General features: G+C 64.8%; 18 protein-coding genes. 9 read left to right on the forward strand and 9 right to left on the reverse strand.

What is annotated here, in order from left to right:
• Positions 1-95 precede the first annotated feature (95 nt).
• Positions 96-1211 carry an NAD-dependent epimerase/dehydratase family protein gene (locus tag ACODTA_RS07340; protein ID WP_489065207.1) on the forward strand — a complete coding sequence of 372 codons (1116 nt, stop codon included), beginning with the start codon at positions 96-98 and terminating at the stop codon, positions 1209-1211.
• A 193-nt stretch (positions 1212-1404) separates the two neighbouring features.
• Here the strand turns inward: ACODTA_RS07340 and ACODTA_RS07345 are convergent, their stop codons facing one another.
• The 3 genes from ACODTA_RS07345 to ACODTA_RS07355 all read right to left on the reverse strand — a co-directional run bounded on the left by ACODTA_RS07345 (position 1405) and on the right by ACODTA_RS07355 (position 5817).
• Positions 1405-4260, reverse strand: coding sequence for a TonB-dependent receptor domain-containing protein (locus ACODTA_RS07345; protein WP_489065208.1), 2856 nt, complete (start codon positions 4258-4260; stop codon positions 1405-1407).
• Positions 4261-4801: 541 nt separating this feature from the next.
• Positions 4802-5212: a VOC family protein gene (locus ACODTA_RS07350; protein ID WP_489065209.1), complete on the reverse strand. Its 411-nt coding sequence runs from the start codon at positions 5210-5212 to the stop codon at positions 4802-4804.
• Positions 5209-5817 carry a pyridoxamine 5'-phosphate oxidase family protein gene (locus tag ACODTA_RS07355; RefSeq protein WP_489065402.1) on the reverse strand — a complete coding sequence of 203 codons (609 nt, stop codon included), beginning with the start codon at positions 5815-5817 and terminating at the stop codon, positions 5209-5211. Before ACODTA_RS07355 ends, ACODTA_RS07350 begins: the two co-directional genes overlap by 4 nt.
• A 76-nt stretch (positions 5818-5893) precedes the next feature.
• Here ACODTA_RS07355 and ACODTA_RS07360 point away from each other — a divergent pair, with 76 nt between their 5' ends.
• Positions 5894-6787, forward strand: coding sequence for a LysR family transcriptional regulator (locus tag ACODTA_RS07360; RefSeq protein WP_489065210.1), 894 nt, complete (start codon positions 5894-5896; stop codon positions 6785-6787).
• 25 nt (positions 6788-6812) lie between these two features.
• Here ACODTA_RS07360 and ACODTA_RS07365 read toward each other — a convergent pair whose 3' ends face one another.
• Positions 6813-8258 (reverse strand): lactonase family protein, encoded by a 1446-nt coding sequence (locus tag ACODTA_RS07365; protein ID WP_489065211.1) that lies wholly within the window; start codon positions 8256-8258, stop codon positions 6813-6815.
• 98 nt (positions 8259-8356) lie between these two features.
• Between ACODTA_RS07365 and ACODTA_RS07370 the strand changes: the two genes are divergently transcribed.
• Positions 8357-9778 (forward strand): winged helix-turn-helix domain-containing protein, encoded by a 1422-nt coding sequence (locus tag ACODTA_RS07370; RefSeq protein ID WP_489065212.1) that lies wholly within the window; start codon positions 8357-8359, stop codon positions 9776-9778.
• Between the two features lie 55 nt (positions 9779-9833).
• Complete coding sequence (locus ACODTA_RS07375) at positions 9834-10127, forward strand: hypothetical protein (protein ID WP_489065213.1); 294 nt, start codon at positions 9834-9836, stop codon at positions 10125-10127.
• 38 nt (positions 10128-10165) lie between these two features.
• On the opposite strand, the gene ACODTA_RS07380 is transcribed toward ACODTA_RS07375, so the two are convergent.
• The 5 genes from ACODTA_RS07380 to ACODTA_RS07400 all read right to left on the reverse strand — a co-directional run bounded on the left by ACODTA_RS07380 (position 10166) and on the right by ACODTA_RS07400 (position 13687).
• Positions 10166-10657 (reverse strand): ExbD/TolR family protein, encoded by a 492-nt coding sequence (locus tag ACODTA_RS07380; protein WP_489065214.1) that lies wholly within the window; start codon positions 10655-10657, stop codon positions 10166-10168.
• A gap of 55 nt (positions 10658-10712) precedes the next feature.
• Entirely contained in the window at positions 10713-11150 is a 438-nt protein-coding gene (locus ACODTA_RS07385; RefSeq protein WP_489065215.1) for a hypothetical protein, read from the reverse strand.
• Positions 11151-11290: 140 nt separating this feature from the next.
• A complete protein-coding gene (locus tag ACODTA_RS07390; RefSeq protein WP_489065216.1) occupies positions 11291-12550 on the reverse strand; it encodes a dipeptidase in 1260 nt (419 codons plus the stop codon).
• Positions 12551-12680: 130 nt separating this feature from the next.
• Positions 12681-13232 carry a hypothetical protein gene (locus ACODTA_RS07395; RefSeq protein WP_489065217.1) on the reverse strand — a complete coding sequence of 184 codons (552 nt, stop codon included), beginning with the start codon at positions 13230-13232 and terminating at the stop codon, positions 12681-12683.
• Positions 13233-13297: 65 nt separating this feature from the next.
• Positions 13298-13687 (reverse strand): nuclear transport factor 2 family protein, encoded by a 390-nt coding sequence (locus ACODTA_RS07400; protein WP_489065218.1) that lies wholly within the window; start codon positions 13685-13687, stop codon positions 13298-13300.
• 378 nt (positions 13688-14065) lie between these two features.
• On the opposite strand from ACODTA_RS07400, the gene ACODTA_RS07405 reads away from it, so the two are divergent.
• The 5 genes from ACODTA_RS07405 to ACODTA_RS07425 all read left to right on the forward strand — a co-directional run bounded on the left by ACODTA_RS07405 (position 14066) and on the right by ACODTA_RS07425 (position 19098).
• Complete coding sequence (locus ACODTA_RS07405; protein WP_489065219.1) at positions 14066-14806, forward strand: 2OG-Fe dioxygenase family protein; 741 nt, start codon at positions 14066-14068, stop codon at positions 14804-14806.
• 449 nt (positions 14807-15255) lie between these two features.
• A complete protein-coding gene (locus tag ACODTA_RS07410) occupies positions 15256-16728 on the forward strand; it encodes a serine hydrolase (protein WP_489065220.1) in 1473 nt (490 codons plus the stop codon).
• 306 nt (positions 16729-17034) lie between these two features.
• Positions 17035-18132 (forward strand): class A beta-lactamase, encoded by a 1098-nt coding sequence (gene bla / locus ACODTA_RS07415; RefSeq protein ID WP_489065221.1) that lies wholly within the window; start codon positions 17035-17037, stop codon positions 18130-18132.
• An 18-nt stretch (positions 18133-18150) separates the two neighbouring features.
• Positions 18151-18426: a hypothetical protein gene (locus ACODTA_RS07420; protein WP_489065222.1), complete on the forward strand. Its 276-nt coding sequence runs from the start codon at positions 18151-18153 to the stop codon at positions 18424-18426.
• A gap of 204 nt (positions 18427-18630) precedes the next feature.
• Positions 18631-19098, forward strand: a complete 468-nt coding sequence (locus tag ACODTA_RS07425) for a hypothetical protein (RefSeq protein WP_489065223.1) — start codon at positions 18631-18633, stop codon at positions 19096-19098.
• The last annotated feature ends 11 nt before the right edge of the window (positions 19099-19109 follow it).

Genomic DNA, 19109 nt, shown 5'->3' on the forward strand with positions numbered 1-19109 from the left:
ACATATGCCGAACCCTGTCCGCCTTTCGCAGATAGCGGCTTGAGGTCGGCGCGCCTGCTCGCATAGACCAATGCTATCGCAGGGAGGGGCCGGAAATGACGACAAGACGGGATTTCGTGAAAATGTCGGGAGGCGCGGGCATCGGCCTGGCGCTGGCCGCAGGCGCCGCGCGTGCGGCAGCGCCTGCCGGCAAGGCGCGTGCGCCGATGCGTATCCTGATCCTGGGCGGCACCGGTTTCATCGGGCCCTATCAGGTTCGCTACGCCGTCGAGCGCGGCCACAATGTCACCGTCTTCAATCGCGGCAAGCGGCAGGCCGATCTGCCCGCGGGGGTGACGCATCTTCAGGGCGACCGCAACGGGCAGCTCGACGCGCTGAAAACCGGATCCTGGGATTGCGTGATCGACAATTCGGCCACGAACCCGGATTGGGTGCGCATGTCGGCCGGGCTGTTGCGGGGCCGCGCCGGCATCTACCAATATGTCTCGTCCGCCAGCGTCTATTATCCGTTCCTGACGACGAATATCGACGAGAACGTCAAGCCGCGCCTGGAAGCGATCCCGCAGGATCCGGGCAGCACCTTCGGGGTCAGCAAGGCGCTTTCGGAGATCGAGGCCCAGAAGGCCTTCCCCGGCAAGGCGATGATCGTGCGGCCGCATTATATCGTGGGGCCTGGCGACACCACCGATCGCTTTCCCTATTGGCCGCAGCGCGTGGCGCGCGGGGGAGAGGTGCTGGCGCCGGGCCGGCAGTCGGACCGCGTCGAACTGGTCGACGTCCGCGACCTTTCCGAATGGATGGTGCGGATGATGGAGGACCGGACGACGGGCATCTTCAATGTCGCCGGCCCGCGATCGTCGCTGTCGATGGGCGAGTTGCTCGGCGGCGTGCGCGCGGCGGTGAGCACGGACAATCCGCTGCAATTCACCTGGGTCGACGATTACGACTTCCTGGACAAGCACGAGGTGACGAGCGCCGTGCCCTGGGCGCTGCCGCGCGGCAATGCGCTAGGCTTCTCCACCGTCAATTTCGACAAGGCGCTGGCGCACGGCCTCACCCATCGCCCGCTGGCCGAAACGATCCGCGACACGCTGGCCTGGTGGAACTCGGACGCCGTCTCCGCCGAGCGGCGCACAAAGGCGAGCTTCGCCATCACGCCCGAAAAGGAAGCGGCGGTGCTCACTGCCTGGAAGGCACGGGCCGGCGCTTGAGGAAATGGCCGGCAATTCAACCGCCGGCGAAAGATTCCGATTGTGACAACCGCCGCCGGGACCATGTCCCGGCGGCGGCGATCCGCAGGTTTCAGAGACGATCCGGTTCAGATTGAACCAGGTCGTCTCTGAATATCCTTTGTTGACCGTGGTTCCCGAGCCGGCAGATGTTGCCACCTGCCTCGGAACCACTTTAGAAGTTGAAGCGCACGCCGGCCGTGAACTGGCGACCGATCACGTCGAACAGTTGCCGGGGGGCTGCATATTCGTCGTAGCCGGTGATCGGCGGCATCTTGTTGAACGCGTTCAGGACCGAACCGAACAACGCCACCCGGCCATCTTCGCCCGGACGGAACAGCGTCACTTCCGCGCCGAGGTCGAGATAGAAGCGGCCCTTCACCCGGATCGGATCGCTGATCGGCACCAGCGGCTTGTCCGAATCGATGTCGCGGGTCACGCGGCCGCCGCTGACATAGCGGCCGGTGGCACTCACCCGGAACGCGTCGTTGCTGAAGTCCAGGATCGTCGAGGTGCGGATCCGCGAGGTGCCGCTGGGACCGTCGATCGCCACCTGCGCCGTGGTGCCGGCAAGTTCGGTGATCTCGCCCTGCGACCCGATCAGATCGAGTTGGTCGACATAGGTCGCCAGCTGGCGGATGCCGAGCGTCCCGTTGGCAAACGGGAAGCTGTAGGCCGCCTCGAAGTCGACACCCTGCGTCTTGATGCCCTGGATGTTGGCGGGCGCGAGCAGGATGTTGGTGATCCGGCCCGGCGACAGTCCGTTGGTGCTGGATTCGCGCGAGATCAGCGAACAGAGCGCATTGTTGCCGTTGAAGCACTGGTCGAGGATCGCGCCGGTGCCCAGCGTCGAGATCGCGCCGTTGATCTTGATGTTATAATAATCGAGCGAGATCCGCATCCGCGGTGCCGGCGACAGGACGAGGCCGGCGGTGAACGTGTCGGCCTTTTCCGGCTTCAGGCCGGGATTGCCGCCCGAGGTGGTTGTCGCGGTGTAATTGTCCGGACCGACCACGCCGTTGAGGTTGGGGACCTGACGGGCGCGATCGCTGACCGTGAAGACCAGTGTCTGGCCCTTGGCGAACAGCTCCTGCAGGTTGGGCGCGCGGATGTCGCGCGACCGGGTCGCACGGAACCGGACGACGTCGTTCACCTCGTAGTTCACGCCGATCTTCCAGGTCTCGACCTGGCCGGAGGTCTTGTAGTCGGTGATACGGCCGGCGAGGTCGAGTTCAAGGCGCTTGCCGAAGCTCTGGTCAGCGAACACGGGCACCAGCATTTCGCCGAACGCTTCCTTCACGGTTTCCTCACCCTTGAACGGCAGCGTGTTGCCGACGCGCAGATAGGTGCCGCCGGTGGGCGTACGCGATGCCGACAGCGGATCCGAGCGGACGTCGGTCGTGAACTTGCGCCAGTGGACGCCGCCCGCGACGGCGAGCGGCCCGGCGGGAAGCTGGAGAAGTTCGCCGCGAACGATCAGGTCCGCGCTTTGCTGGACCTGATTCCAGTCACGCAACGACGGGGCGAGGATCTTGGCGATCGCCGCCGCCTGTTCGCCGGGCGCGATCGGACCGAACAGGTTCAGCGGAATACAGCCATTGTTCGGATTGGTCAGCGTCGAACGGCAGATCGGGTCGACGACACCAGGGGTGTTCGGATTGTCGATCGCGTCCACCGCATCGCGCCAGGCCTGCGTGATCCGCGTGCCGGCGAAGACCGTCTTGTTGCGGCTCTTTCCGTAGGCATAGGACAGATCGTAGCTCCACGAGCCGGCGATGTCGCCGCGCAGTCCGGCGATCGCCTGCCAGCTCCAGGCCTTCTGGTCGAAATAGCCGCGGCCATAGTCGTTGAGGGTACGACCCATGGTGAAGCTGGTGACGCCCGGATTGGCATTCAGGATTGAGCGAACCGACGCCGGAATGAAGACGTTGTCTCGCTGGATCGTGATCTGATCGTTGCCGATGATGCTGTCGCCGCGCAGCTTGGACTGGCCATAGCTGAAGCTGCCATAGGCGGTGGCGTGCGGGGAGAATTCGAACTCGGTCGCACCGAACGCCGCCCAGCGCTTATAGGGCTGTTCGAGCACGAGATCACCCGTGGCCGCAACGCCGGTGCCGCCATTCTGGGTGCCGCCTGCCTGAAGCGTGCCATAGTCGAAGCGGCGCGTCTGGCCGCCGGCCAGGAATTCCGTACCGATCAGACCAGCGGGATTGCCGCCCGCCACGCTGTTGATCACGCCGCCATAGGCCGACTCGGAAAGGCGTGCGTCATCGACCAGGATATAGGCAGGCTCGTTGTTGGTGAGCGTATAGGCCGGGTTGTTGATGACGCTGTGATTGGACCAGGGGCGACGCGAAACACGCTTGATGCCCTTGTTCTCGGCGATTTCAGCGCCAAGCAGCAGGTGGCCGCGGCCATCGCCGAACTTCGTGCCGTATGCGATCGAACCGAGATAGTTCTTGTGATCTCCAAAGTCGCTCAGACCGTATTGCGCGCTGCCGCGAACGCCATCGAGCTTGTGGTCGAGCCGGAAGTTGACGACGCCGGCGACGGCGTCCGAACCATAGGCTGCGGATGCACCGCCGGTCACGACTTCGACAGAGCCGATCACCGCCTGCGGGATGATGTTGACATTGACGACGCCTTCGGGGCTCGACGGCACATAACGCTTCCCGTCGATCAGGGTCAGCGTGCGCAGATAGCCGAGGCCGCGCAGATCGAGATAGTTCGCGCCCGCCAGCTTGGACAGGTTGGTGGTCGCCGCAGGCGTGATGCTCGGCTTCAGCGCGGGCATCTGGTTGAGCGCGTCGGCGATATTGGGCGCCGCGACGCGCTCGAAATCGGCAACGCTGACGACGGTCACCGGCGTCGGCGTATCGAATCCGCTGCGGGCGATCTGCGAACCCGTGACGATGATGTCTTCGGCCGAAGCGTCCGCCGAGTCACTCGCGGCGGCTGCGTCCTGGGCCAGCGCCGGCGAGCCCATGAAAGCCAGCGAGAGCGCGGCCGTGCCAAGGAGAGCGCGCATCATGTCCCGATGGCGCACCGAATTCGTCACGTTTCTCATTGAAATCCCCTCTTATTTCGGCATTGGGCGATCCGCTGCGCCTCAACCGCGCCTATTTCTCCATTTTGCAATAATTCGCAAGTGAATTTTCCGTCATAGAGAGAATTTTCTGATTAAGAAAATCGCAAGCTACGGCTGTCGACCGTGATAACAGGCTTCCGATGTCCGGCACCTCGCTGGCGGATCGGACAGGCGGCCTGCGTAAGCGATTGTGTTTGTGCCGTTTCTACGGAAAACCAATTCCTGCGCCCACCGTCGTAAAGACAGGCCATTTCCGCGCGAGGGGCGGGACAGGGCAGGTCCGACGCGAAAAGTGCACTAGATGCGCCGGTTCACCGGAATCGATATGCGCGCGATGCGCCGCGCTTCAGCCTTCGGTTCCGTCGGCGTCGCCACCACCAGGAACGCCCGCGCATGCCGCCCGCCCTATGCACGTCGTTCCGGCGACAGAGGTGTCACGATCCGTGGCGGAGGGCAATGTCGCTCTTTCGACCAGCCACCGTCCTCACCCGAATGGCGTCGCGAACTCGATCCGGATCCCACCGGGAATGAAGATCAAGAAATGCCGCGTCGCTGAACCCGGCCGGATCGGGCCGGGCGCTGCATCCACCACCACACCCGGATGCGCGCGCGCCTTGGTCCACACGGCCTCCAGCGCCTCGTCATCCGCTACCGCGAGCGACAGATGGTGAAGCCCGATATTGGCGCGCCGATCGAACGCGCGGGCGGTCAGCGGATCGGCGGCGCGCCACAGGGTGAGCAGGATCCTGCCGTCGGATACGAAGATCGAGGGGTAATCGGGTACCCCGCCGACCTCGTCGAAACCGAGCAGGCCGCAGAAAAAGGCGCGCGCCTGATCGAGATCAGGAACGGTGAGGCCGATATGATGAACACCGCGCGTGAGCTTTTCGGTCAAGGCCGATCTCCTTCCAGTTTTGCGATATGCGCGCGCAGCCGCGCCAGTTCGGCGAACAGCGGCTGGGTGGCGTGGCGGACCTCCGCCTCGGTGAAGCGCGGCGTGATATGCTGCGGGCAATTCCAGTCGAACCCGATCACGTCGATCAGGAAAGCGCGTTCAGGCTCGGCGGCATGATCCGGCGCCATCAGCGCCGCGATATCGGCGGGATCGTCGCTGCCATGGGCATGGCCGATCAGCTTCAGCCGGCGCCGATTGGGATAATCCATCAGGAACAGCGACACCCGGTCGTCGGCGGCCAGATTGGCGGCGGACAGATATTGGCGGTTGCCCCGATAGTCCGCGAAGCCGATGCGATTGCCCGCGATGTGCCGCAGGAACCCGGCCGGGCCGCCGCGATGCTGAACATAGGGCCAGCCATCCTCGCTGACGCTCGCCATATAGAAGCTGTCGCGCGAGCCGATGAAATCGAGCTCTCGGTCGGTGAGCACGTCCATCTCGCCCGCGCCCGCCTCCATCCGCGCATAGGATGTGCGCGATCCCGCCGCCTGTTGCAATGCGCGGGCGCCGTCGCCGAACATGGTGTGGAGATAGGTCTGTGCCATGTCGACGATCATATCGCGTTGCCACACACGCGATAATCATGGAATATTCGTGTTCACTATTTCACCTGGAGAAATAATGGACCGGTTCGAAGCCCTCTCGGCATTTGTCGCGGTGGCCGATCTGCGCGGCTTCGCGGCCGCCGCGCGCGCGCTAGGCACCTCACCGCCCGCCATCACCCGGGCGGTCGCCGCGCTTGAACGCCATCTGGGCGTGACGCTGTTCCACCGATCGACGCGCGCCGTATCGTTGACTGACGAGGGCGCGGCGCTGCTCGATCGCGCGCGCCGGATCCTGGCCGATCTGCGCGAAACCGAACAGGTGGTGACGGGCGGGCGTTCGGTGCCACGTGGGCAGTTGTACGTGACAGCGCCGGTGATGTTCGGACGGCTGCATGTGCTGCCGGTGATCGAAGCGCTGCTTGCCCGCCATGATGGGTTGAGCGCGCGGATGATGCTGCTCGATCGCAATGTTCGCATCGTCGAGGAAGGAATCGACGTCGCGGTGCGGATCGGCGCGCTCGCCGACAGCGCGTTGCGCATGATTCCGATCGGATCGGTGCGGCAGACGATCGTCGCCAGCCCCACCTATCTTGCAGAACATGGCGTGCCCGCCGCCCCGGCCGATCTGGCGCGCCATCGCTGCATCACCGGCAGCGGCGTGCGCGTGGGCGCCGCCTGGCCGTTCGGGATGAAGGGGGAGACCGTGGTGGAGGTGGTCCCGCGCCTGACCGTCAACACGATCGACGCGACGATCGCGGCGGCGGAGGCGGGCCTGGGGCTGTCGAATGTGCTGAGCTATCAATCGCGCGACGCGATCACCGCCGGGCGGCTGGTGCCGGTGCTGACCGACCACGCCCCACCACCCATGCCCGTCAGCCTTCTCTACGATTCCGGTCGCGCGGCAATGCCGGCGGTGCGCGCGTTCATCGAGGGAATGCGCGAGCGCGCACGTCAAAAGGCCTGGGAATAATCCCTGAAGGCACCCTCGTGCCCCTTCAATTGCCCACTGATACCAACCCCTGAAGATTGTCCATCGGCAGCAGACCGCTGGTGACCTGCTGGCGGCGCGCGATGTTGAAGGCGACCAGCGTGTCGATCTCATAGACGTCGATCCTGCCTTTCAGGCCGACAAGCTGGTACAGCCAGCGCCCATTGGCGCTGATCGCGAGATCGACATAGCCGTCGGCATTGGCGAGCGGACTGGCAGAGGCCGGATCGGCGGCGATTCCGCGCGCAACGATCTCGCCGCGCGCGATCGTGCCGTCGTCATGCAGCCCATAGCCCGATATCGTCGCACCCGCCGAAGCCGCGACCCAGAAGGTCGAATAGATCGGCGAATAGACGAGGAAGCCTGCCTGGGTCGGCCCCGAACTGACCGACGGCCCCAGCGGATAATCCTGCGAACGGGGCAGGAAACTCCCATCGGCGGCAATTTCCCAGGTCGAGACCGAAGCGGTCTGCAGCGCGCCGAAAGTGGCGGAGGGAACGCCGGTCGACGACACCGTCCGCGCCTCCGCCGCGATCACGAACTGGCGGCCGCCCACCCGCCAGGTCTCGATTCCGATCGCATTGGGCAGGTGCCGTCCCGCCGCATTGCCCAACAGCGTCGACATGCCGGTGCCCGCAGGCGTCGCGACAAGCGTGCCGTCGGCCTGGATGCGGAAGCTCGATATCTCGGCGGCCGTCGGCTGCGGGATCTGGGGCGACGCGGCGTTTAGCGAGGATGCGATCAGCCATGCGCCATCGGGCGTCACCTCCAGATCCGCCGGACGCGCGCGCAGGCTGAGCGAGAAGCCGGCGATGCGCGTCAACTGGCCGGTCGCGGGGTCCAGGCGCATCGCGGTGATGTTGCCGCTCTGGTTCGGCGGCGCGGTGAAGCTGCCGTCCTCATCGGCATTGGCGACATAGACGACGCCGTTCGCATAGGCGAGGCTGACCGGCGCGGTGCCGCCGCTCGCTTCCACGTCCAGCCGCGACAGGCTGTAGTCATTGTTGATGCGGAAGCTGGTGACGTCATTGGTGCCGGCATTGACCACGATCAGGAAGCGATCGTCGACCGCGATGATCGAATCCTCCGCGATCAGCGAATTCAGCCGTGGCGGTGTGGAGGAAAGGCTCGCCCGGCCGATCCCGCCCGTCTCATAGGCGCCGAGCGGATCGAGCGTTCCGTCCGCCCGGCGGCCGAAACCCACCACCCAATTGCCCCCGGGGCCATTATTGTTCGTGCCCGCATAGACCGCGCCGACATGGGTGACGGGCGGTGGCGGCGGCGGTGGTGGTGGTGGTGGTGGTGGTGGTGGTGGTGGTGGTGGTGGCGTTGGCGTCCCCGGCGAAACGATGGTGCCGCCGCCCGCCGGCGTGCCGTCGCCGCCGCAAGCAGCCAGCAGCAGCGTGATCGCCAGCGCCGCCGCCGGCATGGTCGGGATCGTATCGCGTTGCATGGACACCCCCTGATTTTGCCCCGTCTTGTCAGCGCCGCGCGTGTCAGGCCATGATGGAGAACCGATGATTCCATGATGGACGGAAGGGTTGGGCACGGGTGACGGGGCCGCTCAATCTGAACAGGCTGATGCCGCTGGCAGATTTCTCGCTCGGCGGCGCGACGATCAGTCCGTCGACGCGCCATATCAGCGGGCCGGCGGGCCGGATCGCGGTCGAACCCCGGATGATGCAGGTGCTGATCGCGATGGCGGAGGTTCCCGGCGGCCTGGTCACGCGCGAAAGCCTGCTGCAGCGGTGCTGGGGCGGCGCCGTCGTCGGCGACGACAGCCTCAACCGCGCCGTCGCCGGGCTGCGCCGCGCGCTGGGCGAGGCAGTGGGCGAAGCCGTGCGGATCGAAACCATCTCTGGGGCGGGTTACAAGCTGACCGTCGCGGAGGTCGCCCGTGATACCGCCGACGATGCCGGCGATCGCGCAATCGAGGGCGGCTGGCAATCGTGGAAGCTCGGTCTTCCAATCGTCGATGACGACGCGATCGCGCAGTTGCGCGCGGCAGCGGCGGCCCAGCCCGGTCGTGCCGATGTGCACGGCATGCTCGCCCTGGTGCTGCGCAATGCCGCCGAATATGCCGATCTCGCCCAATGCCCGGCGCTGGTGCGCGAATGCGAACTTGCCGCGGCACAGGCATTGGCCCGCGACCCGCGCCAGATCCACGCTCGCGCGGCGCTGATCGGCCTGCCGCCGCTTTATGGCGACTGGACGGCGCGGCGCGCCGGGCTGCGCGCCGCGCTCGCCGAAAATCCCGATAATTTCGCGGCGGAGCACGATCTTTGCATGCTCGAAATGGCGACGGGGCGCCCGTCCGTCGCGGCGGCGCTCAGCAGCCGGCTGATGACGATCGATCCGCTCACCGCGACGCTGCATTACAAGCAGATCTACCAGCTCTGGTCCGTCGGCGATCTGGCGGGCATGGACCGGATCGGCGATCGCGGCATGCAGCTATGGCCGCGCCATCCCGCGATCTGGCTGGCGCGCCTGTGGAGCCTGGCCTTCACCGGGCGTGTGCGCCAGGCGATGCAGCAACTGCGCGAAAGCGAAGCCCGGCCCGATCTGCCGCAGCCCTCGATCGAAACCTTCGCACTCACGCTCGATGCGCTGGCCAATCCCGAAGACCGCGCGCGGCAGCTCCGCGCGGTCGAACGCAATCTGCGTGCCGCCGAACTCGGCCCCGCGCAAAGCGTCGCCGCGACGATTCATCTTTCCGGCCTTGGCGAGGCCGACGCCGCGCTCAGCGTGGCCGAGGGCTATTTCGTCCGGCGCGGCACGATCAGCGTCGGCGTCTACAAGACCGTGTCCGATCCGTCGGTGACGGACCAGCATCGCCGCGTTACGCAAATGCTGTTCCTGCCCGTCTGCGCGCCCTTGCGCGCGCATCCGCATTTCCTCCGCCTGTGCGCCGATATGGGGCTCGCCGCCTATTGGGAAAGCGCGGGCATCGCGCCCGATTTCCTCGACCGATAAGGTCTGCCGCGCCGGCGCGATTCACAATTCGCGCGGCAGCTTGTAGGACGCCTGCATGGGCGAGCGCATGTTCACGATGGTTTGCGAATATCGCGGCGGCACCTATGTTTCGCAGGTGCGGGCGATCGATCCGCCGGGGGCGATCACGGCCTGGGCAGCGCTTCTCCGCAAGGAGCGCCGCGTGCCGCGTTCGTCAGCCTATCTGGCGCGCGCGGTTTCAGCCAATATCGCGCGGGGTGATCGCCCCGTCGCCATGGATGGGCTCTCAGGCGTCTGGTGCTTCACGGCACTGTGCGGCGGCGACCTGATGATCCTGGACATTGTGGACTCGGTGCCCGCGCCCGAGTGACGGGCCAGCGAGAGGAAATCATGCTCCGCCAGGCCGGATCACCGTTCATCCTTCGGTGCGGCGGCGGCGGCGGCCGCCTTTTCCAGCTCTTCCAGCAGCTTCGCCGATTCCGGATCGTTCCCGGCAGGCCGATAGACCACGCCACCGTCCCAGTTCCAGCGCCCGATCCCTTCCCCGCACAGGCCATTTTCCGCGCAGCCGAGCACATGGTCGATCTGGCTGCGAATACTGCGCACCATCGCGCAGTTGGCGCGGGAATCAACCTCCAATATTGTTGCAGGCTGCGGCTCCATCACCCTGATACGGGACAAATAATCGTCAAGCGTCTCACGCGAGATCACCGCGCGATTCCAGAGTAGCGAACCGTCGGCCCGGATACGCAAGCGGTTACGATCGAGCAGATGCCAGCCGGTGCCAGGCCTTTGCCATCCCGGCAACGGCGTGGAGCACGACGTCGCATAGCCCTCTTTCGTCGCGCCGCCGCCGAGCAGCAACAGGCAGGCGGTGGGCAGAAGGAAGCGGAACACCATCGCATGACGATCGCGCGAACCGGATCAGGATGCAATGGCAACCGCCCGATATGGATCAGTCGGCGCGATCCAGCCTGACGTCCTTCGCCTCGAACATGTCCTCGTCGAAGCTCACGACCAGCATGTGCGATGCGGGCTGATCGATTATGAAGAAACCATCGGGATAGACCGTGCGCAGAAATGCCGCCGATCGCACCAGCGCGGCGCTGCGCACCAACAGGCCCGGCTCCGAATCCATCGCCCAGCCGATCACCACGGCCATGTCGGCGGGCCGTGCGAACGCCGCGATTATGTTCGCGAGCGTGCCCGCAACGGCTCGCCGTTCCCCGCCACGCCGGCGTAGCTCCGCCACCAGCGCCTCATGCCGTTCGTGCGACAATGGCGAAACCGCGACACCCGCCTCCGCCCACCGAGCGACAAGGCCGGGCAACAGCTTTTGCCTGGATTGCCGATCAAGCAGCAATAATATCCGGGCCTGGTTCGCTGTGGTCATCGCCCGAGTCTATCGCAAAGCGCACCCTGGCAACCAGCCGTTAGTGCGGGTCCAGACTGGATATGACGCGGGCACGCGGCAAGGGGCCCGCCGCCAGCCGCTGAACCGGGCGGCGGCGAAGCGCCCCGCCCGGCCCCGGCTTATTTGAGCTGGGTGGTGACCGGCAGCTCGCTCTTCATCGCCGCCGCCGCCTTTTCGGCGCCTTCCATCGCGCGCAGCACATTGCCGCCAGCCAGCTTGGCGACATCGGCGTCCTTCCAGCCACGGCGCAGCATTTCGGCCATCAACGCGGGATAGGTGCTGGCATCGCTCAACCCTTCGGGCAGTTCGTTGCCAGTGCCGTCGAAATCGGAACCCAGGCCGACATTGTCGACGCCCGCCACCTTCGCGATATGATCGATATGGTCCGCGACGTCGCTCAGGCTCACCTTGGGCCGCGGGTTCTGGCGCTCCCACTCCTCCATCGCGGCCTTCGCCTTTTCCGGCTGGCCGATCAGCAGGCCGCCAAAGGGCGGCATGTTGAGCCGGGCGCGCTGGGCGCCACGTTCCGCATCCCAGCGACGGAACGCCTCGGTGACATAGGATGGCGCGTAATTCACCATCACCACGCCGCCATTCTTGGCGACCAGCCGCAACGTCTCGTCGGACACGTTGCGCGGATGATCCGAGATCGCGCGCGCGCCGGAATGCGAGTAGATGACGGGCGCCTTCGAAATGCGCAGCGCGTCCTGCATCGTCTCTTCGCTGACATGGCTCAAATCGACCAGCATGCCCAGACGATTGAGTTCGTGCACCACGGCTTCGCCGAACGGCGTGAGCCCGCCATGCTTTGGATTGTCGGTGGCGGAATCGGCCCATTCGATCGTGCGCGAATGGGTGAGCGTCAGGTAGCCGGCGCCCAGTTCCGCATAGGTGCGCAGGATCGACAGGTCGCCGTTGATCTGGCCGCCGCCCTCGACGCCGATCATCGAAGCGATCCGCCCCGATGCGTGGATGCGGCGAACGTCGGCGGCGGTGCGCGCCAGCGCGAAATCATTGGGGTAACGCGCGACGATATTCTTGACGAGGTCGATCTGCTGGAGCGTTTCCATCACCTGCTCCAGCCCGGGCAGGTTCGCCGAGACATAGACCGACCAGAACTGACCGCCCACCATGCCCTTGCGCAGCAGCGCGATGTCGGTGTTGTACGGAACCGGCTTCTTGTCCCAGCCCTCGCGCAGGTCGAGCGTCCAGCGCGCATCACCCTCGCGCTCACGCATCGTTTCCGGCCAGTCGTTATGGCCGTCGATCAACGGCGTCTTTTTCAGGATCGCCGCGACGCGCGCGCTGTAATCGGTGGAGGGTGCGCCATTGCCGAGAAGCAGCAGCGCAAGCGGTGCGAGGAGCCAAGCCTTTTTCATGGCGCCCTCCATAAGACGCGATGTTACACTGTTGCAATCACCCGCGCGGCCTCGACGAAAATAAGCTGTGCGAGGGCAAGACCGGAAGAGTCTCACCCCCATCATTTCTCCTGCTCGCGCCGCCCCCGGCCTATTCCTTCATATCGATCCTGTAGCTGCATCCCGCCAGCACCTTGCCCGGATGCGTGGTGACGGTGGAGACGTTGAGCGAGATGCGCGTGGTGCCCTGGAACGCCTCCGATCCGCCGTCGAACGCCGCTTCCGTCACCACGCGCTCGCCCATGAACTTGCCGGGCGCGTCGATCACCGGGGGCACATCCAGTTCCTTCGCCAGCGCCTGCGGCGTCACGCCGGACAGCACCGCCATCAGCCCCGAACTGCTGAACGCCACCCGATCGGTCGTGCGGCCGAATATCTCGATCGGCGCGGCCAGCCGATATTCGGAGAGGAAGGGATTGTCGCGCTTGACCGGCGTCATGCCGTAATGCCGCCGCGCCTCCGCATTGTCGTAGAACCAGAGCGCGAAGCCGTTCCATGTCGGCACGTCGGGCAATTCGCAGGCGATGATCTCCGCCAGCGTGTGGCGCGCCGGATCGACGGCCTCCTCCTCGTCCTGCGCGGCGGCAGGCGCCGCCGCGAACAGCGCCAGCGGCAGGATGGAAAGGAGGGGGCGGAATTTCATGACGGTGACGATCCTTGCGGCGATGCCCGGCCCAGCGCGCGGCGCGCGACCGGACCGAAGCGCATTCAGGCGAGCGTGACGAAGATTTCGGCCTCCAGCACCCATTCCCCCCGGCTTTCGCGCCATTTGGCGCTATAGGCGCCGGACGCCAGCATCCGTCCATCGGCGGCGGATACGCTCTGCCAATGGCCATGCTCCATCGCGATGGGCTCGACCGGGGACATCAGGATGGTCTCGGGCGTGCGCGTGTAGATCGCCCGCGCAGGAGCGGCGAATTCGCGCTTCCACGCCTGCAACTGCGCCTTGCGGCCGGACAGGATGGCGCTGTCGGTGCCGGTGACGAGCACCGCATCCTGCGCCAGGATCGGCCCGATCGCGGCCAGGTCGCCATCCGCCAGCGCGCGATTGAACGCGGCGCGGCGCATGCGGATGGCGAGATCGGCGGGAGAGGTCATGCGGAACTTTCGGCGATTGGAGAGATTTCCAGTCAGATGACATCATCTGACGACGCGGAAATAGCGATAAAACAAGAAGCTGGAGGGTTGATCTGATCAACCCTCCAAGCCTGGAGAGCCCCCCCTTAACGCCGTCGCCGACAAAATCGAAGCGTCATTGCCGGGGCACGGCGATCCGATGCCGGCACAATGTCTCGCGGTCAGCCGCCGCTTCAGCCATCAGGCAAGATGATCAGCCAACCAGGCACCGCCCCGCCCGTCAGGTCCAAGTTGCGACGACCGGCCATGATCCGGCCGCGCGCGTTCCTGTATGATGGCGCACCGCTTCGATATCGGAGCCGTTGTCGATTTGAGGATCATGCCGTGTCTCGGCCATCGATGAACATTGGGGCCGCCGCCCCTCCCCTCGCCCCGGAGCTTGCCGTGCGGGGCTTCGTCCGTCCGGCGCCCGGCACGATCGATTGGCTGCCCGCGCCCGGCCCGGATCCGGACTGGACGGACTTTGCGGGCTCATGGGATCGGCTCGGCCTCGATCGCTACATGGCCGATGGCGGCCGCTATCGCCGGCGTCGCCACGCCGCCCTGGCGATCGCGCCCGACGCGATCGTGCGCAAGCCGCACCAGCCCCATTTCCAGAGCCGCGACTATAACCGGCTCAATGGAGACATTCAGCGCTGGTTCGAACCGATGGACGACGCCATCGTCGACAGCCCGATGATGCGGCGGCTGCTGCGCGGCGCGACGACCGCCTTCGAAGCCGCCGAAGCCAAGGCCGGGGCTGTGCACTGGCATGTCGAACTGCACCAGTTCCGGATCGAGGCCACGGCGCAGGAACCCGGCCGCCCCACGCCGGAGGGCATGCACCGCGACGGCGTCGATTGGGTGCTGGTGATGCTGATCGACCGGCTGAACGCCGCAGAGGGCGTGACCGAGATCCAGATCGACGGCCGGCCGGAGATCGACCGCTTCACCCTGGCGGCGCCGGGCGACGCCGTGCTACTCGACGATCACCGGGTGATGCACGGCGTGACGCCGATCCGCCCGATCGACGCGGCGACGCCGGCCTGTCGCGACGTCTTCGTCGCGACATGGCGGGCGGAAGGCGCTGAATTTCGGTGACATTGCGCAATGTTGATGGTCGGCTCTCGTCCGATCTTTTTTTGCATTGGACGACAACAACGGACATGATCAGCACCACGGCCTGAATGACCGGAGCTGGGCCGGGTGCCGAATGGCAGCTTTCAGACCGAGCTGAGCAGAAGCGGACGTTCGAACCGCCGACCCGCTCGGTGTAAACGAGTTGCTCCGGCTATCGCGTAGATTGGAGTCGCGCCGTCGCTGTGGCCTCCTCGCCTGATCAACGCCACCGCTGGCCCGCAGGTTGCGCCAGCAATCATGGCTCGTGATGACATCGACCAATAGCCCAAACAGGACAAGCTTGTCCCAATTGGAAAAATGCTTGACTTGGGAGATTACGACAACCTAGCCTATTTGCAGAAAAAGACGGAGCGAATTGCAACTGGGTTCGCACGGGGAAGCCGGGATTTCGGCAAAAAGGGAGGGCTATGATGATCCGTCGTTACGTTTGCTTGCTCGGCATGCCGGCGCTTATCGTCTTTCCCGGATCCGTGGCGATCGCACAGAGCGCGCCGAGCGCCCAAAGCGCCCAAAGCGCCCAAAGCGCCCAAAACGGACGCTTCGATCTTGCGAAGACGCAAGCGGTTCTGACCACCCTCATCAAGCGATCGCTCGCCGAAAATGGCATTCCGTCGATGTCGATCGCGTTGGTTCGCGACGGCAAGATCGTTTGGGCGGCGGCGTTCGGCTACGCCAATATGGCCACCCGCACGCCCGCCACCACCGATACGATCTACAGCACCGGCTCATCGTTCAAGTCGGTCACCGCGACCGCCGTCATGCAGCTCGCCGAGCAAGGCAAGCTCAAGCTGGACAGCCCGATCAACAATTACCTGGGCGACGACACGGTGCAGGACCGGCTGCAGAGCGAGAAGCCGGTGACGTTCACCAACCTGCTGTCCATGTGGTCCGGGCTAATCGGCGGCGCGAATACCGAGCCCATCTGGGGCCGGAAATTGCCGAAGACCATGGAGGAATTCACCGGCAAGCTCTACTCGATCCGGGCAGCCGAAACGAAGTGGGAATACAACAATTTCGGCTATGGGACGGCGGGTCTTCTGGTGCAGAAGATCTCGGGGGTCGAGTACGAGAAATACGTGGTCGACAACATCCTGAAGCCGATCGGCGTGACGACGCCTCATCCGGTCTACCCCTCGCCCGACATGGTCGAGCGGATGGCGCTGCCGTATTTGGCGGGTGGCTCGCTTGGTCAGCCCGTGCCGGCGGCACAGGTGCATTTCGACGTGTATCCGGCCGGCGACATATATCTGCGCCCTGCCGACATGGCGCGCTATCTCATCGCGCAACTCAATGGCGGCGTCGTCGATGGTCAGCGGATCCTGTCGGAAGAGTCGGTGCGCGAGATGCACAAGCCGCGCTTTGGCGGCGACTATGGCTTCGGGTTCTGGAGCGTGCGTGATCCGGTCTCCGGCCACACCATGATCCATCATGGCGGGGCCATCCCGGGCCAGCGAGCATTCCTGGTCGGCGATCTCGATGCCAAGGTCGGCCTCTATTACATGACCAATTCCGATTCCCTGCCCGATGAGGCTCCGCCCGCCTGGTCGGATGTGACGGATGCAGCCCTCAAGCTGCTGCGCGGAGAGGATTATACCATCCCGGCGGAACGCAAGGGCATCGCCGTGAACGAAAAGCTGCTCGACAGCTATGTCGGCACCTACGACATGGAGCACGGGAGCTTCGTCATCAGCCGCGAAGGTCGCGCCCTCGTCATTCAGCAAAAGGGCAATCCGGGAAAAAATGAACTGCTCGCGGCAACCCCGGAGCGCTTCTTCCTGCGGGGCAGCAGACGCACGGTTACCTTCGAAGGCGATGGCGGCAAGATCGACCGGCTCGTCATGGAGATCGGCAGCAGACGCATGACAGCGACCCGCGCCAAGTAGCTTGGAGCGTTCTGCCCTGCATAATGGAGAGCTTCCAGGATTGGCGGCGGCGGTTCAGCATTACGGTGACAGTGCACTTGATCCATTCAAGCGTAGGGAGCCACAACCTCCTTCGATTGAGTACACTGATGTCCGCCTTGCAGCGCGCCGTATCTCGCGTCGAGAGAGGGCGAATTGCCTCAAGTCTGCAGAGATCGCCATCGGAGTCTTTCCCTCGCCGGACTATTCTGATTCAGGCGTCGAGCATGAGCAGATACGATTTGACCGACTTCGAGTAGCGCATGATTGAGCCGCTGCTGCGACGGGTTGGAGCGGATCTGCAACCCTCGCGCGCCCTCCGCACGGTCGTCGCCGATCTTGCTGCACTGCGAGTGGATGACAGCCAAGGTCATCTTTGGCACTGTGCACATGCCGTTGGTCGCGGCTCGCTGGCTCAAGCCATTGATCCACACTGTCCGTCTCGATAAATTGGGGGCTTCGATGAGGTATAACTCGGCACTTGTCGCCATGGCTGCGATGCTGGCCATCGCATCTCCGGCCGCTGCGGCGGCGCCGACCGCTTCCAAAACTGTCGATGTAGCGCAGGCGAAGCAGAGGCTGGTCGAGAGTTTCGCACGCCTTGCGCAGCAGACCGACGGCACCACCGGCGTCGCCATCCAGCGGATCGGCGGCGGCGACGTGATGACGCTGAACGCGGGTACGCGCTTTCCGATGGCGAGCACGTTCAAGATCTCCGTCGCGGGCGCAATCTTCTCGCTGATCGACAGCGGCAAGCTGACGCTCGACCATATGATCACGGTCGATCCTGCGCTGGTCGTCCCGTCCGACGGGATCGCCGACCAGCTGCCGCATCGAGGCGTATCGCTGTCTGTCCACAATCTGCTCGAGCTGATGCTGACGCGCAGCGACAACACCGCGACCAACGTGCTCTCCGAAACGGTCGGCGGTCCGGCTGCGGTGACCGCATGGCTGCGCTCGATCGGGATCACGGGCATGCAGGTCGATCGCGATACGAGGCGCATCCGTCCTGATGGAACCCCGTTCGACCTCGTCACGAGCAACAACAGCACGCCCGAAGCGATGCTGAACCTGCTGCTCGCCATCCGGGCGGGCAAAGCGGTCAGCGCGACGAGCACAAAGGCGCTGATCGAGATCATGGAGCGCTGCCACACCGGCGAAGCGCGTCTGAAGGGGCTGTTGCCGCCGGGCACCGTGGTCGCGCACAAGACGGGCACGTTGCGGGACGTTGCCAATGATGTGGGTTTCGTGGCGCTCCCGGACGGAAATCAGTTCGCGATCGCCGTATTCGTGAAAGGCGACACCAAAGGGCCCCAGACCCAGGAGCGCGTCATCGCCGAAATCTCTCGCGCGGCATACGACTATTTCATGCTTCTCGGGCGATAAGCCCGCCCCCTCGCCGCGATGACGGACGACAATGCGCCACGCGACGAGCCGCCACTTCTTCGGGCGGTCCGGCATGCGCTTCGGGGAGAATGGAACGAAGCGCACGCGATCGCTCAGGACGACATGACGGCCCCTGGAGCATGGGTTCATGCCTGGCTCCATCGGATCGAAGGCGATCCCGGCAATGCCGGTTATTGGTACCGCCGAGCGGGGCGCCCCGCCTCCGCCGGAACGACAGAAGAGGAGGGACGCGAAATCGCATCCTTCCTGCACGCCCGCGAAGCCGGAGACTGATCGCCACAGCATCACGAGCCGGATGCGACTGAGATATCGGCAGCAAGGCCACCTTCTGCAGCGTTTGAACGCCCCAAGCCATTGGCCAGGTTGCAGGAAGGAAAACGGCCGGTCTGCAAACGCCCCAAGTCCGGTCATCCACTCCCTTGAAAGGCAGTCTAAAAAGCCGGCGTTTCGAAAGCACAATCATGATATGCCGGCACAATGAAGTCAGTCGCGCTCCTTGCGCTTGCCATTGCGCTTCCCTGCCTATCCAGCCACGGGGAGGCACGATCCGCCAACGATGCCGATTGTCGCAGCGGCATTTTTCCCGCTCTGGCGGCCGGCAATTTCTCAGGATCTTTGGACTGCCGCCGGGACGATCTGAAGATCAGTAAAGTGGGCGAAATCATCGCCGGTCGCCATGTCTTCCAGATTTACGATTATCGGTATCGCCTGGCTCCAGCCTGCTCGGAATGCGCGATCCACGGAGGGCAGAGAATTATCATAATGAGCTCCGGTCGTTATATTGGGCAATACAAACCCAACGGCGCTCATGTCGCCGTTGAGAAAACCTCGCTCATTCTATCGCCCAACGCAAAAAGCGATCATCGCATAGCAGTCAATTTTGCCCCGATTGGCCCTCCAGGTCGAGTTTGGTTCGACGGAGAGGAGCTGATTTTGTTCCGCTAGTGCGGGGCAGT

This window comes from Sphingomonas sp. FG14 (genome assembly GCF_057809675.1).